14 protein-coding genes and 1 tRNA gene are annotated in these 15,608 nt (G+C 71.1%); 6 read left to right on the top strand and 9 right to left on the bottom strand.

Annotated features, from left to right (window positions below; translation table 11 throughout):
* The first annotated feature begins 7 nt into the window (after positions 1 to 7).
* On the top strand, positions 8 to 1,156 hold the full coding sequence (locus tag ME121_RS11355; protein WP_059408891.1) for an ABC transporter permease: 1,149 nt from the start codon (positions 8 to 10) through the stop codon (positions 1,154 to 1,156).
* A 24-nt stretch (positions 1,157 to 1,180) separates the two neighbouring features.
* Here the strand turns inward: ME121_RS11355 and ME121_RS11350 are convergent, their stop codons facing one another.
* Both ME121_RS11350 and ME121_RS11345 read right to left on the bottom strand, forming a co-directional pair.
* Positions 1,181 to 3,397: a sensor histidine kinase gene (locus tag ME121_RS11350; protein WP_012319786.1), complete on the bottom strand. Its 2,217-nt coding sequence runs from the start codon at positions 3,395 to 3,397 to the stop codon at positions 1,181 to 1,183.
* Between the two features lie 55 nt (positions 3,398 to 3,452).
* Complete coding sequence (locus tag ME121_RS11345; RefSeq protein ID WP_210383092.1) at positions 3,453 to 3,794, bottom strand: Rdx family protein; 342 nt, start codon at positions 3,792 to 3,794, stop codon at positions 3,453 to 3,455.
* A gap of 258 nt (positions 3,795 to 4,052) precedes the next feature.
* Between ME121_RS11345 and ME121_RS11340 the strand changes: the two genes are divergently transcribed.
* Together ME121_RS11340 and ME121_RS11335 are read left to right on the top strand one after the other, a co-directional pair.
* A tRNA-Val gene (locus ME121_RS11340) sits at positions 4,053 to 4,127 on the top strand.
* A gap of 157 nt (positions 4,128 to 4,284) precedes the next feature.
* Positions 4,285 to 5,817 carry an acyl-CoA carboxylase subunit beta gene (locus ME121_RS11335; protein ID WP_012319788.1) on the top strand — a complete coding sequence of 511 codons (1,533 nt, stop codon included), beginning with the start codon at positions 4,285 to 4,287 and terminating at the stop codon, positions 5,815 to 5,817.
* 36 nt (positions 5,818 to 5,853) lie between these two features.
* On the opposite strand, the gene ME121_RS11330 is transcribed toward ME121_RS11335, so the two are convergent.
* The 3 genes from ME121_RS11330 to ME121_RS11320 all read right to left on the bottom strand — a co-directional run bounded on the left by ME121_RS11330 (position 5,854) and on the right by ME121_RS11320 (position 8,057).
* Positions 5,854 to 6,315: a hypothetical protein gene (locus tag ME121_RS11330; protein WP_059408863.1), complete on the bottom strand. Its 462-nt coding sequence runs from the start codon at positions 6,313 to 6,315 to the stop codon at positions 5,854 to 5,856.
* Positions 6,316 to 6,392: 77 nt separating this feature from the next.
* A complete protein-coding gene (locus ME121_RS11325; protein WP_059408862.1) occupies positions 6,393 to 6,947 on the bottom strand; it encodes a tellurite resistance TerB family protein in 555 nt (184 codons plus the stop codon).
* A gap of 189 nt (positions 6,948 to 7,136) precedes the next feature.
* Positions 7,137 to 8,057: a metallophosphoesterase gene (locus ME121_RS11320; RefSeq protein WP_024829683.1), complete on the bottom strand. Its 921-nt coding sequence runs from the start codon at positions 8,055 to 8,057 to the stop codon at positions 7,137 to 7,139.
* 184 nt (positions 8,058 to 8,241) lie between these two features.
* Here ME121_RS11320 and hemC point away from each other — a divergent pair, with 184 nt between their 5' ends.
* Both hemC and ME121_RS11310 read left to right on the top strand, forming a co-directional pair.
* A complete protein-coding gene (gene hemC, locus ME121_RS11315) occupies positions 8,242 to 9,165 on the top strand; it encodes a hydroxymethylbilane synthase (protein WP_059408861.1) in 924 nt (307 codons plus the stop codon).
* A 10-nt stretch (positions 9,166 to 9,175) separates the two neighbouring features.
* Positions 9,176 to 10,048 carry a PhzF family phenazine biosynthesis protein gene (locus ME121_RS11310; RefSeq protein WP_053622165.1) on the top strand — a complete coding sequence of 291 codons (873 nt, stop codon included), beginning with the start codon at positions 9,176 to 9,178 and terminating at the stop codon, positions 10,046 to 10,048.
* Positions 10,049 to 10,193: 145 nt separating this feature from the next.
* On the opposite strand, the gene ME121_RS33560 is transcribed toward ME121_RS11310, so the two are convergent.
* From ME121_RS33560 to ME121_RS11295, 4 genes are all read right to left on the bottom strand, one after another.
* Positions 10,194 to 10,454 carry a hypothetical protein gene (locus ME121_RS33560; protein ID WP_089231597.1) on the bottom strand — a complete coding sequence of 87 codons (261 nt, stop codon included), beginning with the start codon at positions 10,452 to 10,454 and terminating at the stop codon, positions 10,194 to 10,196.
* Positions 10,455 to 10,476: 22 nt separating this feature from the next.
* Positions 10,477 to 11,493 (bottom strand): phytoene/squalene synthase family protein, encoded by a 1,017-nt coding sequence (locus ME121_RS11305; RefSeq protein ID WP_408902644.1) that lies wholly within the window; start codon positions 11,491 to 11,493, stop codon positions 10,477 to 10,479.
* A gap of 34 nt (positions 11,494 to 11,527) precedes the next feature.
* Positions 11,528 to 13,051, bottom strand: coding sequence for a phytoene desaturase (locus tag ME121_RS11300; RefSeq protein WP_059408859.1), 1,524 nt, complete (start codon positions 13,049 to 13,051; stop codon positions 11,528 to 11,530).
* Positions 13,052 to 13,125: 74 nt separating this feature from the next.
* Positions 13,126 to 14,604 carry a hypothetical protein gene (locus tag ME121_RS11295; protein WP_244413261.1) on the bottom strand — a complete coding sequence of 493 codons (1,479 nt, stop codon included), beginning with the start codon at positions 14,602 to 14,604 and terminating at the stop codon, positions 13,126 to 13,128.
* 320 nt (positions 14,605 to 14,924) lie between these two features.
* On the opposite strand from ME121_RS11295, the gene ME121_RS11290 reads away from it, so the two are divergent.
* A partial coding sequence (locus ME121_RS11290; protein ID WP_059408890.1) for a GDP-L-fucose synthase family protein occupies positions 14,925 to 15,608 on the top strand: 684 nt, incomplete at its 3' end.

Below are 15,608 nucleotides of genomic sequence, written 5' to 3'. Positions count from 1 at the left end.
CCCCGCGATGACCGACGCGCTTCCCGCATCCGGACATTTCGTCGATCCGGCACCCTTCGAGCCCGAGGCCCGGGCCGAGAGCACGGTCGCCACGGCCTCCGCGTGGCGGCTCATCCTCCGGAAGTTCCTGCGCCACCGCCTCGCCGTGGCCTCGGCCCTGATCCTGCTCGCGCTCTACGCCACGGTACCGTTCGTCGAGCAGCTCGCGCCCTACGGGCAGGCCCGCCGCAACGGCGATTTCCTCTACGCGCCGCCGCAGCGCGTCCACCTGTTCCACGAGGGCCGCTTCGTCGGGCCGTTCGTCTACCCCTACCGGGCCCACCTGGACCTCGACACGTTCCGCCGGGACTACAAGGTGGACGCGTCCGCCCCGCAGCCACTGCGCTTTCTCTGCCGGGGCGATGGCTACGACTGGCTCGGGCTCGCCCACACCGATCTGCATCTCGTCTGCCCGCCGGAGAACGGCACGCTGTTCCTCCTCGGCACCGACAAGCTCGGGCGCGACCTGTTCTCGCGCATGATCTACGGGGCGCGGATCTCGCTCACCATCGGCCTCGTGGGCGTCGCCATCTCGTTCGCGCTGGGGCTCTTCTTCGGCGGCATCGCGGGCTATTTCGGCGGTATCGTCGATGCCGGGGTGCAGCGGCTGATCGAGGTGGTGCGCTCCCTGCCGGAGCTGCCGCTCTGGCTCGCCCTGTCGGCGGCGCTGCCGCCGAACTGGAGCCCGCTGCTGATCTTCTTCGGTATCACGGTGATCCTCGGCCTGCTCGACTGGCCGGGGCTGGCGCGGGCGGTGCGCGGCAAGCTCCTGGCCCTGCGCGAGGAGGATTACGTCCAGGCCGCCGAGTTGATGGGCGCCTCGCCCACCCGTGTGATCGGCCGGCACCTGATCCCCAACTTCATGAGTCACCTGATCGCCTCGGCGACCCTGTCGATCCCGACCATGATCCTCGGCGAGACAGCCCTGTCATTCCTGGGCCTCGGCCTCAGACCGCCGGTGACCAGCTGGGGCGTGCTGCTCAACGAGGCGCAGAATCTCGCGGCGGTGCAGCTCTATCCCTGGTTGCTGCTGCCGGTCCTGCCCGTGCTGGTGACCGTGCTCGCGTTCAACTTCATGGGTGACGGTCTGCGCGACGCGGCGGATCCGTATCACTGACGGGAGGCGCCGCGCTGGGCGGGCCTACCCGGCGAGCGGCAGCGGCGCGATCCGCGTCGGGGCGGCGACGCCCTTGCGCTCCAAGAGGCCCGGCGGCGGCACGGGGGCGTCGATGGTGCAGACCACGCCGGTCGGCTCGTAGCTCAGCACGACCTCGCCGGCGAGCTCGCGCGCCAAGCTGCGCTCGATCAGGCGCGAGCCGAATCCGGTCCGTGTCGGCTTCTTGACCGGCGGGCCGCCGCGTTCGGACCAGCGGAGCGAGAGCTGCATCTCCTCCAGGCGCCGCACCGTCCAGGAGATCTCGACCGTGCCGCCCTCAGTCGAGAGCGCGCCGTACTTGACGGCGTTCGTGCCGAGCTCGTGCAGGGCCATGGCGATGGACAGCGCCAGCCGCGGCGGCAGACGCAGGGCCGGTCCCGAGACCTGGAACCGCGAGGTCCGGCCGTCGCCGGCCTCCAGCGGCCGGATCGCGTCCGCCACGACGGCGGAGAGTTCCGCACCCTCCCAGCTCTCCCGGGTGAGGACGTCGTGCACCCGCGCCAGGGCGAGGAGGCGCGCCTCGAAGGCGGCGCGCGCCGCGTCGGCCTCCGCGCCCTCCAGCCCGCGCAGGGACTGGGCCGCGATCGACTGCACCGTCGCGAGGGTGTTCTTCACCCGGTGGTTCAGCTCGTGGATCAGGAGCAGCAGGTGCTCCTCGGCGTTCTTCGTGTCGGTGATGTCGATGTTGCAGCCGGTGTAGCCCAGGAAGTTCTGGGCGTCGTCGAGCCGCGGCACGCCCTCGCACTGGAGCCAGCGCACCGCGCCCGTCCGGTCGATCACCCGCGCCTCGGTGCGGAACGGGATCCGGGCCTCGAACGCCTCGGTGAAGGCCGTCCGGAAGTTCTCCAAGTCGTCGGGATGCACGATCTGGTGCCAGCCGTCATCGTTGAACTGCGCGGCCGGCAGCCCGAACAGGTGCTCGAAATGGAGGTTGGCGAAGCTGACTGCGCCGGTCTCGTCGGTCATCCAGATCAGGGCCGGGGCCGAATCGGCCATGTGCCTGAAGCGCGCCTCGCTCTCGCTGAGGGCGCTCAGGCCGCGCTTGGTCTCGGCCAGCGCCCGGTCGCGCTCCTCCTCCCGCGTGCGCAGCCGCAGCGACGCCTCCGACAGCACGACCCCGAGCCGCTGGATCTCGTGCACCGGCGACGACACGCGCGGGATCGCCTCGCCCCGGGCCAGGGCTGGCCCGGACGCCGCCAACAACCGGAGGGGGCGCGAGACCCGCGACCAGAGGTTCACCGCCAGGAGCGACGAGGTGGCGAGCACCAGCAGGCCGAACCCCGCGAAGGCCCAGATCCAGCGCCGCACCCGCGCGTCGACGAGGGCCTGCGGGATGCTGGTCGCGACCATCCAGCCGGTGAGCCGCGAGCGCGCCTCGATCACCACCACCGGCTTGTGCTGGCGGTCCTGGCCCTCCCAGACGCCGGGCGTCGACGACTGCACCTGGCGGAGGCTGGCGAGGCGCTGCTTGCCGACCACCGCCTCGGGATCCGGCAGGCGCGCCAGGACGATGCCGGACCGGTCGCTGATCCCCGTCGTCCAGCCCGGGACGACCTCGCGGGACAGGATGCCCTGCAGGCGGGACAGGGGCACGGTGAAGCTCAGGATGTACCCGACCTCGCCGTCGACCATCACCGGCACGCCGACCGCGTAGGTGGCCTCGCCCGGCATCGGTCCGGGCACGTAGCCGCTCACCATGGCGCGCTGCGTGCCGCGGGCCAGATCCTGGTCGAAGGGAAGCGTGACGATCGGCATCGGCGCGCCGCGCGGCACGCCGGTGTTGACCACCTCCTGACCGTTGGGCCGGCGCAGGAGCACGTCCAGGTCGATCGATTCGCGGACGAGGCGCGCCTGGGCGTCGAACGCCTCGAACTCGCCCTGCCGGATCCGCGGCGAGGTCGCCAGCGTCTGCAGCACCGACACGAGGCCGGCGGTGTCGCGGTCCAGAGACAGGCCGATGCCGCGCACGTTCTCGCGGGCGTCCTGCTCGAACCGCGCCCGTTCCGCGGAGGCGTAGCGCATCAGTAGTATGCTGGTGAACAGCAGGCCGGGACCGATCAGCGCGATCACCAGCGCGATCAGGTAGACCTGGGTCGAGAAGCCGTTGCGCCCGAAGCGGTGCAGCCGCCGCGACAGCCAGGAACGGCGCGCGGGGATCACCGCGGGGACGCCCGCGCCCTCGGCATGATGGTCCGGACTCAAGCGGGGTCCGTCCCCGGCCCGCGGCGCCCCGCGGGCTCGTCGCCGTTCCCTCGCCTCATGACCGGTCGATATGACCGAGATCGCGCGCCGGGTCGAGGTGGTCGCGCACCCGCTGCTTCAGCGCCTTCACGTCCGGAAAGCCGCCGTCGCGCACCCGTTCCCACAGGAGGGCCGCGCCCAGCTCGATGCGGAAGGTGCCGCCGGTGGCCGGCACCAGGGCGACCTCGCCGAGGTCGTCCCGGAAGGTCGAGAGGAGTTCCTGCGCCATCCAGGCCGCGCGCAGCAGCCAGTTGCACTGCGTGCAGTAGGTGATCGCGACGCGCGGCCGGCCCGGCCCCGCCGCGCCCTCCGCCGTCACGTCGCTGCCGGGCTCCGCGCCCGCTGGGCCATCGTGCATGCCCGCAGAGCGCACCGGCACGGCGGCCTTGTCAACCTCGCCCGCGCACACGATGGCGAGCCCCAGGCCGGCTTCGGCTGCGCCGCGCCCGGGCGAACCGGGATCTGACAGGCCTTCCGGATGCTCGTCCGGTTGTCGCCAAACATCGCCGGCCACGCTTGACGGCGCGGCCTGCCGCGCACTAGAAGGCCCGCCACCGGGTCGCGGCGCCCCCGAGGGCGAGCGACGATGGCGTGCGCTCAGGCGACTCGCCGGTACGGACGGTTAGCACAGCGGTAGTGCGTTCCCTTCACACGGGAAAGGTCGCAGGTTCGATCCCTGCACCGTCCACCATTATCCCCCATCCCCCGAAGGTCTGATCCCGCCGCGCCCCGCGTCGGTTTGCCACCCGAAAACCGCGTGCTAAGGGCGCTCGATCGGTGAACGCATAAGCTTGGACCCGGCCCGATCCGGGTCGCAGGCCACGGGCAGGGGAAGGGCGGGAACAGCCATGAAGGATATCCTCGACAAGCTCGAAGAGCGTCGGGCGCAGGCCCGGCTCGGCGGCGGTGAGAAGCGCGTCGAGGCGCAGCACAAGCGCGGCAAGCTGACGGCGCGCGAGCGGATCGAACTCCTCCTCGACCACGGGTCGTTCGAAGAGTTCGACATGTTCGTGCAGCATCGCTCCACCGATTTCGGCATGGAGAAGCAGAAGATCCCGGGTGACGGCGTCGTCACCGGCTGGGGCACGATCAACGGCCGCACGGTCTTCCTCTTCTCGAAGGACTTCACCGTGTTCGGAGGCTCCCTCTCGGAGGCGCATGCCCAGAAGATCGTGAAGGTGCAGGACATGGCGCTGAAGATGCGCGCCCCGATCATCGGCATCTTCGATGCCGGCGGCGCGCGTATCCAGGAAGGCGTCGCGGCGCTCGGCGGCTACGGCGAGGTGTTCCGCCGCAACGTCATGGCCTCGGGCGTCATCCCGCAGATCTCGGTGATCATGGGGCCGTGCGCGGGCGGCGACGTCTACTCGCCGGCCATGACCGACTTCATCTTCATGGTCCGCGACACGAGCTACATGTTCGTGACCGGCCCTGACGTGGTGAAGACCGTCACCAACGAGGTCGTGACCGCCGAGGAACTCGGCGGTGCCAAGGTTCACACGACCAAGTCGTCGATCGCGGACGGGTCCTTCGAGAACGACGTCGAGGCGATCCTGCAGATCCGTCGCCTCCTCGACTTCCTGCCGGCCAACAACATCGACGGCGTGCCGGAGCTGGAGAGCTTCGACGACGTCAGCCGGATCGACGCGTCCCTCGACACGCTGATCCCGGACAACCCGAACAAGCCCTACGACATGGGCGAGCTGATCCGCCGCGTCGTGGACGAGGGTGACTTTTTCGAGATCCAGTCCGCCTACGCGCGCAACATCATCACCGGGTTCGGCCGGATCGAGGGCCGCACGGTCGGCTTCGTAGCCAACCAGCCGCTGGTGCTCGCGGGCGTGCTCGATTCGGACGCCTCGCGGAAGGCCGCGCGCTTCGTGCGCTACTGCGACGCCTTCGGCATCCCGATCGTCACCTTCGTGGACGTGCCGGGCTTCCTGCCGGGCACGGCGCAGGAGTACGGCGGCCTGATCAAGCACGGCGCCAAGCTGCTCTTCGCCTACTCGCAGGCGACGGTGCCGCTGGTCACCATCATCACCCGCAAGGCCTTCGGCGGCGCCTACGACGTCATGGCGTCGAAGCACGTCGGCGCGGACGTGAACTACGCGTGGCCGACGGCGCAGATCGCCGTGATGGGCGCGAAGGGCGCGGTCGAGATCATCTTCCGGAGCGAGATCGGTGATCCGGAGAAGATCGCGGCGCGCACCGGCGAGTACGAGGACCGGTTCCTCTCACCCTTCGTCGCGGCCGAGCGCGGCTATATCGACGAGGTGATCATGCCGCACTCGACCCGTCGCCGGATCGCCAAGGCCCTCGGCATGCTCCGCACCAAGAAGATGGAGCAGCCCTGGAAGAAGCACGACAACATCCCGCTCTGAGGCGGGTGCCCGGGCCGGCGGCTGTGGCCGCCGGCCTCAGCTCCGGTTGCTGTTCTCGATCACCGCGCACAGCGTCAGCGGACCCTTGTCGGACGAGACCATCGCCGAACAGGTGACCCGGGCACCGCCGAGGTCGACGTTGCTGTGCCGGAGCTTCGTGGCCGTCGCCTGGGCACGATGCGCCGCCTCGGTGATCACGGCGGCGTCGATGCCGGTCACCGCGTGCCCGGCGTGCCCGAACAGGTCGTAGTAGCGGTCCGGCGGGTTGGCGCCGCGAAACTGCGCGCCCACCGAGGACAGGTCCGGCCCGCCACAGGCCAGCGTCAGGGTCATGTCCGGACCGGCGGTGAAGCTGGCATAATCGCTCCGGCGCTCGGCCGTCTTGGCCTCCGTCTCGGCCGTGACCTTGTCGACCAGCGCGTCGCAGGATTGTGCCCGAGCGGCGCCGGCGCCGGCCGAGAGGGCGGTGAAGACGATGAGAGGCAGGAGCGCGCGCATGCCCGCGAGGTAGCGCGGCGATCCGGAAAGGCGAGCGGCGCGGCGTTCCGGCGCGCCTGGCCCCGCTCCGATCCGGATCAGGCGGATTCGCCCCGCCTCTGGACCAGGACGGGTCCCTCTCCGACGAGGAGGCGCCCCTTGAGGCGGGCGATGCCCTCGCGCTGCAACTCGCTGGGCGGGGAATGCGCGCCGGCCACCTGGGTCAGCATCGCGATCAGCTCGCCCCGCTCGGCCGGCGTCAGCGCGTCGCGCAGCAGCGGCGCCAGGGTGTCGGCGACCTGCGAGAACGGTAGCCGCGCCTGCGTATAGCCCCAGGCCCGCTCGAAGGTCGCGGAGATCCGATCCACAGCCAGCGGCGTCTCCATGTATTCGAGGATCCGTGTCTTCTCGCTGGCGGTCAGGGGGCTGCCCGTTCGGACCAGCTGGATCATCAGGATGACCGCCGCCAGGCGCGGATCGCGGACGCGCTGCAACGGCGTCCCCACGAGGTTCTCGAAGGTCGAGACAGCGCGGCGCTGGAGGCCCTTCGTGTCCCGGTTGACCTCCTGCAGGCCCTTCACGGTCCCGTGCGTCCGCAAGATCCAGAACAGTCCCGCAACGATGATCCCGATGAGGCCGAGCAAAATCGGCATGGGCGTACCCAGATCGAATCGACGCGGGACGATCTCACGGGCATCTCGGCGTGTCAAACCAGCGTCAATGCCTGACGATTACCGGAATGCATCGCGGATACGTGGACACAGGAAAAGAATTCATTGCGCGCGACCGAGGTGTACTTCGCTGATACATGGGTCAACAGTGAAGTTCGTTGCGCCCGCCGCTCAGCTGGCCGCCGCGGACGTGTCCGCCTTGCCGAGTTCGAGGAGAACGATCTCCGGCGGAACGCCCATCCGGACGGGGATGCGGCTCATCCCGAAGCCGCCCGAGACGATCATGTGGCGGCCGTCCTGGACGACGTGGCCGTAGGAATAGTCGTGCCCGCGCACCTTGCGGATGGCGGGCGCGTGGCCGAACAGGCGGACCTGGCCGCCGTGAGTGTGGCCGGCGAGGGTCAGCGACACGCGGTCGGGCACCGAGACGAAGATGTCGGGCTCGTGGGCCATCAGGATCACGGGCGCCGAGTCCGTGACCGCCTGCAAGGTTCGCGGCAGGTCCGCGAGGCTGAAGGTGCTCCACGCGTTCAAGAACGGCTGCTGGTCGCCGAGCCCGGCCAGCCAGAACGGCCGCCCGTCCTTCACGAGGCGCACGGCCTGATTCTCCAGCACCGGAATGCCCTGCGCCTCCAGCAGGCGCCGGACCGCCGGCACGCCGCGGCCGGCCCGCTGGACCGCGTGGTCGTCCCACCAATCGTGGTTGCCGAGGATCGCGTGCGTGCCGAGGGGCGCCTTGAGCTCGGTCATCATCCGGGCGAACTGATCGAGCGGCAGCTTGCGCCACGCGATGCGCCCGGCCGGGTAGTCGCCGAGCAGCAGGACCAGATCCGGCTCGAGGGCGTTGGTGGCCGCGACGATCTCCGCCACCCGGTCGAACGGCATGTACGGCTCGCAGATGTGGAAATCCGCCAGCACCGCCACCCGCAAGCGCAGCGCCGGATCCCAGCGCGGCAGGGTCGGCGCGTAGGACGTCACCACCAGCCGGTGCAGCGGCTCGACGTCGAAGGCGTAGACGCCCGTCGCGGCGGTCAGGCCGGCCCCCACGCCGAGCCCGCCCAGGAACTGCCGTCGGCTCGGCATGATCAGCATCGCGATACGACCTGTTGACTCGATAACCCGCCGTGTCCCGCTAGGCGCGCAGTCCGGCGAAAGCGGGGCGCGACCGACTCAACGGCCGCAGGACCCTGGCCCGAAACCGGTTGACGGAATGTGGCCTGCCGCCGCGCTCGGTCTATAAGGCGGTGTCCCGTCCAGCGAAGTGATCCGGAACCAGATGTTGAACCGCCCCCTGCGCATCGGCACCCGCGGCTCTCCGATGGCGCTCGCGCAGACCGGGATGGTGCGTGACCGGATCGTGGCGGCCAATCCGGGCTTGGAGACCGAGCTGGTGGTCGTGACCACCGTGGCCGACAAGATCCTGGACCGGCCCCTGTCCGAGATCGGCGGCAAGGGCCTGTTCACCAAGGAGTTGGAGCAGGCCCTGTTCGCCGGCGAGGTCGACGTCGCCGTGCATTCCATGAAGGACGTGGAGACCTGGCTCCCCGACGGCCTCACCATCGCCTGCATCCTCGAGCGCGACGACCCGCGGGACGCGTTCCTGTCGCCGCACGCCGATGGTCTGGCGGGGCTGGCGCCGGGCGCGCGGGTCGGGACCTCGTCGCTCCGCCGCGGTGCGCAGGTCCTGATGCGGCGGCCCGATCTCCGGGTCGTGCCGCTGCGGGGCAACGCCAACACGCGGATGCGCAAGCTCGAGGCCGGTGAGTGCGACGCGACGCTCCTCGCCCTGGCGGGCCTGCAGCGCCTCGGCCTGGAAAGCATGGCGCGCAGCGTCCTCTCGGTCGAGGAGATGCTGCCGGCCGTGGCGCAGGGTGCCCTGGGGATCGAGTGTCGCGCGGACGACGCGGTGATCCGCGACCTCCTGGTGCCGATCGCGTGCGAGCGGACCACCGTCGCGGTCTCGGCCGAGCGGGCGCTGCTCGCGGAACTCGACGGGTCCTGCCGGACCCCCATCGCGGCCCTCGCGCAGATCGACGGGGATAGCCTGCGGATCGACGGGCTTCTGTTCCTGCCCGACGGCAGCCGCCACTGGGCCGCGTCCCGGCAGGGGCTCGTCGCGGAGGCAGAGCGCATCGGCCGCGAGGCGGGGGCCGCGCTCAAGGCGGCGGCCGGCGACACCTACACCCGCCACCTCCAGTGAGATCCGGCCGATGCCGCCCGTGACCCTGGTCGACGTCTTCACGCACGCGGGCGCGGGCGGCAATCCCTGCCCCGTCGTGACCGACGCGCGGGACCTCGACGCGTCCGCCATGCGCGACGTCGCGCGGCGCTACGGCCACGAATCGGGCTTCGCGCTGCCGGCGGAGGATGCCGCCCATGATCTGCGCCTGCGCTTCTTCGTGCCGAACCACGAGATGGAGATGTGTGCCCACGCCACCATCGGCGTCCTGTGGGTGCTCGCTCGCGAGGGGCGGCTTCCGGAAGCGTCGGTCCGGATCGCGACCGGCAGCGGCTCCGTGACGGGATTCGTGAGCTCGCGCGGCGCGGATGTCTGGAGCGTCGCGATCACGCAGCCGGTCGGCCGCGTGCGGCCGCTGACGGACGAGCAGAGCGCCGACGTCCAGGCGGCGCTCGGGTCCGGGCGGGACGCCCTCGCCGCGCGGCCGGTCCACAACGCCGTGACCTCGCGGGTCAAGACGCTCGTGCCGATGCGCGATGCGGCCGCACTCAACGCCCTCGCGCCCGCGAGCGACGCCGTCGAGGCCGCCTGCGCGCGGATCGGCTCGACCGGGCTGTATCCCTACGCCGTGCTCGACGGGCCGACCCGGCTGTTCGAGGCGCGGCAATTCCCCCGCGCGTCCGGCTATCCCGAGGATGCCGCCACGGGCATCGCCGCCGCGGCCCTGGCCTTCGGGCTGCTGCAGGACGGCCTCATCGAGCCGGACGACCGTCCGATCCGGATCCTGCAGGGCCGAGTCATGGGCCGCCTGTCCGAGATCCGGGTGCGGCTCGGCTTCGCGAACGGGCGCCCGGTCGGGTGTCTGCTGGAGGGCGACGTCGCTCTCGACAGGTCCGGCCACTAGGACGGGGACGACCCGCGCCCGTCCACGGAAGGTCGGAGGGCTCGACGACGTAGCACATCATCGACGTCCGCGAGGCGGCGACGCCGCCGGACGTGAGCCGGCGCGACATCATCAACGTCGAGGCGCCCTGGGCCTCGTGGAAGGCCTAATCCGCCTGTGCCTGGCGCGGTATCCGGCCGGAAAGGGCGAGATCGCGGTGGATGAGCGCGGCCGGATCGCGGGGAGGTTTGCGTCGAGCCGTCACACCTTGGAGGGGCCGGCGTCCGTCGCGGTCGATTCGATCCGCTTCGCCGTCCAGATCGCGGCGGATGCTGGAGCGGACCGCGATTTGCTGCCAGACCCCGACGCCCAGTGCGGGGGCGAAGACGAGGCCGATATCGTGGGCGGCGAACGCTCGGCCGCTCACCCGGGAGCCTCCGCCGCGCCGATCAGGACGATGCGGAGCGGCCGAACGCCTCGCGCTCGCGCATCCGCTCGATCAGGTCGAGGACGTGCACGACCCGGCCGCTGACGTCGTACCAGGGCCGCAGCGGCGGTCGCCCGCGCATCGGCAGGAACGGCTGGGCCGTTACCGCCTCGATCAGGAACGCCGTCTCGGGAAGCGGCGGCGCGCCGAGGCCGGCCGCGTCCGCGGGCGTGCGGAGCGCGCGGGCGATCAGCGCGAGCTTCCGCCCCGTCGTGACGCGGGCGCGGTGGCGAACCGAATCGTAGCCTTGCGCCGCCACGACCTTGCCGATCTCGGCATAGATCAGCCCCGCCGCCCGGATCGAGGGCCGGCAGCCGCGGGGCAGCACCGCGATCCCGGCCTCCGCGCGGGCGTAGAGGCCGTCCGCCTCGGCGAGGAGACGGGCCACGGTGCCAGCCAGCGCCGGGCTCGGCCGCGGATCGGCGAGGAAGGCGTCCGGATCGAGTCCGGCCTCCCGCATCCAGTCCAGCGGCAGGTAGAGGCGGCCCATCCGCGCGTCCTCGCCGACGTCGCGCGCGATGTTGGTGAGCTGCATCGCTGCGCCGAGATCGCAGGCGCGGGCGAGCGCGTCGGGATCGCGGGTTCCCATGATCAGGGCCATCATCGCCCCGACAGAGCCCGCCACCCGGGCGGCGTAAGCGTGGAGCTCCCCGAGATCGGCGTAGCGCCGGCCCTCGGCATCCCACGCGAAGCCTTCGATCAACGCGCGCGGAAGCGCCTCCGGGATCGCGTGGGCCGTGACGATCTCCGCGAAGGTGCGGTCAGCCGGGGCGTCGGCGGGGCGGCCGGCATAGGCTTGGCCGATCCTGCTCTCGAGCCGCGCCACGGCGCTGCGCCTCTCGGCCGGGCTCGCCGCATCGTCGACGAGGTCGTCCGACAGCCGGCAGAAGGCGTAGAGGCCGTAGGCCGCCTCGCGCATATCCGCCGGCAGCAATCGGCCGGCCGCGAAGAAGCTCTTCGAGCCGGCCCGGATCGCCATCCGGCAGGCGGTCCGGTCGGCTGCGGCGGCGAATTCAGGCGGTAACGCGGGCATCGGGGACCACGCTGTCGAGGATGCGGGCGGAGGAGAGCACCCCGGGGAGGCCCGCACCCGGATGCGTGCCGGCCCCGACGAGGTAGAGATTGCGGACCGCGCTCGACCGGTTGTGCGGACGGAACCAGGCCGATTGCGTCAGCACCGGCTCCAAGCCGAAGCCCGATCCGCGGTAGCTCAGGAAGTCGTCCTGGAAATCCAGCGGCGTCGTCACCTTCGAGGTCACGATGGCCTCCGACAGGCCGGGCATCACGCTCGCCTCCAGCATCGCGGCGATCCGGCGCCGATACGGTTCGGCGAGGGTCTGCCAATCCTGGCCGCCGGCGAGGTTGGGAACCGGGGCCAGCACGTAGAAGGCGTCGCATCCCGGCGGGGCGAGGCTCGGATCGGTCGCGGTCGGCCGGTGCAGGTACAGGCTCGCATCCTCGGCCAGCACCTTGCGATCGAAGATGTCCGCGAGCAGGCCGCGGTATCGCGGCCCGAGCAGGATCGTGTGGTGATCCACCTCCGGGTAGCGCCGCGCGGTGCCGAAGTACCAGACGAACAGCCCCATCGACGAGCGGGCGCGCTGGAACCGCCCCGGGCTCCAGCGCTGCGCCTCCGGCAGCAGACGCGCGTGCGTCACGGCCGAGTCGGCGTTGGACACCACCACGTCGGCGGCGATCGTCTCGCCGCTCGTCAGGTCCACGCCCGTCGCCGCCCCCTCCTCCACCCGGATGCGCGCGACCTCGACGCCGAGGCGCAGGCGACCGCCCTGCGACCGGATCAGCCGCACCAGACCGTCGACCAGCTGGCCGGTACCGCCCATGGCGAAGTGGACGCCCCAGCGCCGCTCGAGGTCGGCGATCAGGCAGTAGATGGCGCTGGCCCGGAACGGGTTTCCCCCGATCAGGAGCGGATGGAAGCTGAACACCGTCCGCAGCCGCTCGTCGCGGATGAAGCGCGCCACCACGTCGTGTACCGAGCGGTGGCCCGAGAGGCGGAGCAGGTCCGGCGCGATCTTCAGCATCGCGCCGACGCTGCCGAAGGGCACGTGACCGAGCTGCTCGAACCCGATCCGGCACACGGCGCGGCTGTGCGCCATGAAGCGCTCGTAGCCCGCAACATCATCGGGCGCGAAGCGCGCCACCTCGGCGCGCATCCGGTCCACGTTGCCGCTGTAGGCGAAGGACGTCCCGTCGGCGAAGCGGATCCGGTAGAACGGATCCATCGGAACTAGCGTCACGTCGTCGGCGAGCCTGCGACCGGCGAGATGCCAGAGTTCCTCGAACAGCTGCGGCGCGGTGACGATGGTTGGACCGGCGTCGAAGGTGAAGCCGTCCTGCCGGTGGACGCGGGCGCGTCCCCCCGGCTGCGCGAGGCGCTCGAGCACGGTCACGCGGTAGCCGCGGGCGCCCAGCCGGACCGCCGCGGCGAGACCGCCGAAGCCCGAGCCGACCACGACGGCGTGCGGGCGCCGATCGATCTCTTGCGCAACCCGGTGGTCGACCGCGAGTGTCAGCATCAGTTGACACTATCGCGGTCCTTTCCCGGCGCGCAAGGCCGGAAACGTGCGCGGCCTATCGGTGCGCAGACCGTTCAGAACTCGCCCGCGAGACCGGCGCGAACGCCGACAGCGTTGTCGCCGCCGTAGGCCACGCCCGCGGTCACGGCGATCGGGACGCAGCAGGTCGGCAACCGGTGCGCCACCGCGAGGCCACCGGCCCATTCGCCCCGGTAGGTCGCGCCGTTGGTGGCCCATGTCGTCTTGCCGGGCGCCGACGGCATGGGTGCGGTCGCCATCGCGATCGCCATGGCGACGCCCTGCCGGGCCTCCTTGCGGGTCTGGATCGCGTAGCGCTGGACCGAGTCGGTCTTGGCTTCCAGGTTGTTGACCTGCGCCTGCACCGAGTCGATCCGGTTGCCGAGGCCGGCGATCGTCGAGGGTCCGTAGGCCGAGGCCGCGAGGTTGCCGTTCGCGTCCGTGGTCACGAAGGCCGTCGCTCCGCTCTGCGCGGCGGCGCTCGCCTGCGAGGCAATGCCGGCCAGCCTGTAGGTGTTGGCGGAATTGCCGATCGCCACTTGATTGGCCTGGGTCGTCTTCACATTGGCGCCGATGGCGATCGTGTTGGCCTGATTGGCGGCCGCCCCGTTGCCGAGCGCCACGCTGTTGTTGCCGGCCGCCGAGGCGGCCGCACCGACGGCGGTCGAGCCGGTTCCGGTCGCGCCGGCGACGAAGCCCAGGGCGGTGCTCCCGGCCCCGGACGCCGCGGACGCCGTGCCGATCGCCGTTCCGCCGAGCCCCTGGGCGCTCGCCGCGTAGCCGAGGGCGACGCTGCCGGTGTTGGCCGCGCTGGCGCCGGTGCCGACGGCTGTCGAGGCGGTCCCGGCCGCGCTCGAACCGTAGCCCACAGCCAGCGCGTCGCTGCCGACGGCGATCGGCGCGGCCTGGTTGCTGGTGTTGTTGGCGGCGACGCCCGTGACGCTGGTGAGCTGCGAGAGCCTGAGCTCGTTGATGACAGTCTGGCCTTGGGACTGCGTCACGTTGCCGGTGATGATGTAGATGCCCTGATTGGAGCCGCCTCCGGTTCCCCCACCACCGGTTCCCCCACCACCAGTTCCGCCTCCGCCAGTCCCACCACCGCCGCCGCAGGTGCCGCAGCCTCCGGTCCCGGTCCCGCCCGCGGTTCCCAGAGTGAGCCCGGTGCCGAGCAGCCCGTCTCCCGGACCGGTCGTGCCGACGAGCACGCCGGTCCCGAGCACGCCCCCGCCGGTGGTCCCGACGTTGAGCCCCGTTCCGAGGACTCCGCTTCCGGGAGCGGTGGTGCCCACCGTCACGCCGGTGCCGAGAACGCTGCCGCCGGTCGTGGTCCCGACATTGAGGCCGGTCCCGAGGACCCCGCTACCCGGGCTGCTCGTGCCAATGGTCAGCCCGGTGCCGAGAATGCCATTCGTGGTTGTATCGAGCGTGCCGCGGAGGAGCTGTGCCCGGGCGGGCGTCGCCAGGGCCGTGCAGAGGAGGAGGCCGGCCGCGATCGGGATCGCGCGGGCGGCGCCCGGACGGATGGCAGAGAGCATCGCAGTCCGCGGCACAGCCGGGACGACGGTCAAGGGACGCATCTGGAACTCCATTGCTGCGCGGCCGGGGGCGTTTCCGAACCGGCCCTGCCATCCGCTGGTCGGTGAGCAGGAACAAGATGCAGCTTCTGGTAGAATGATTAACGCTAACTTTCGGTTGTATTTGGATCCGTCGTTTCCCGTACAGTGACGCTGTCCGCGAGCGCCCGCGCGGGCGCCGCGGCCCGCCTCAGAAAACGCGTGTTTGCGCGGCGATATCGCGCCGCAAAGGGGCTATAGGGGCTTGGAATTCCGAGCTTTCGGCAGGGAACGGTTGCGTGATGGACGGTCGAGGTCAGACCATTTTCGTGGCGGGCCATCGGGGGATGGTGGGCTCGGCGATCGTGCGTCGCCTGCGTGAGCTCGGTCACGAGCGGATCCTCACGGCCGACCGCCGGACCCTCGACCTTCTGGATCAGGCGGCGGTCCGGCGCTTCTTCGCCGAAAACCGCATCGATCAGGTCTACCTCGCCGCCGCCCGCGTCGGCGGCATTCACGCCAACAACACCTACCCGGCCGAGTTCATCCACGAGAACCTGCTGATCCAGTCGAACCTGATCGACGCCGCGCACACGCACGATGTCGACCGGCTGCTGTTTCTGGGCTCGTCCTGCATCTACCCGAAGCTCGCCCCGCAGCCGATGCGCGAGGACGCCCTGCTCACCGGGCTGCTCGAGCCGACCAACGAGCCCTACGCGATCGCCAAGATCGCGGGGATCAAGATGTGCGAGAGCTACAATCGCCAGTACGGGCGCCGCTATCGCAGCGTCATGCCGACCAACCTCTACGGGCCGAACGACAACTTCCATCCCGAGAACGCCCACGTCCTGCCGGCGCTGATGCGCCGCTTCCACGAGGCGAAGCAGGAGGGTCGGGCGAAGGTCACGGTCTGGGGCACCGGCCGCGCCATGCGCGAGTTCCTGCACGTCGACGACATGGCGCGGGCCAGCGTCTACGTGATGGGG

The sequence above is a fragment of the Methylobacterium sp. ME121 genome (assembly GCF_000974725.1).
GTDB lineage: Bacteria > Pseudomonadota > Alphaproteobacteria > Rhizobiales > Beijerinckiaceae > Methylobacterium > Methylobacterium radiotolerans.
This window is presented reverse-complemented; position numbering and strand designations above follow the sequence as displayed.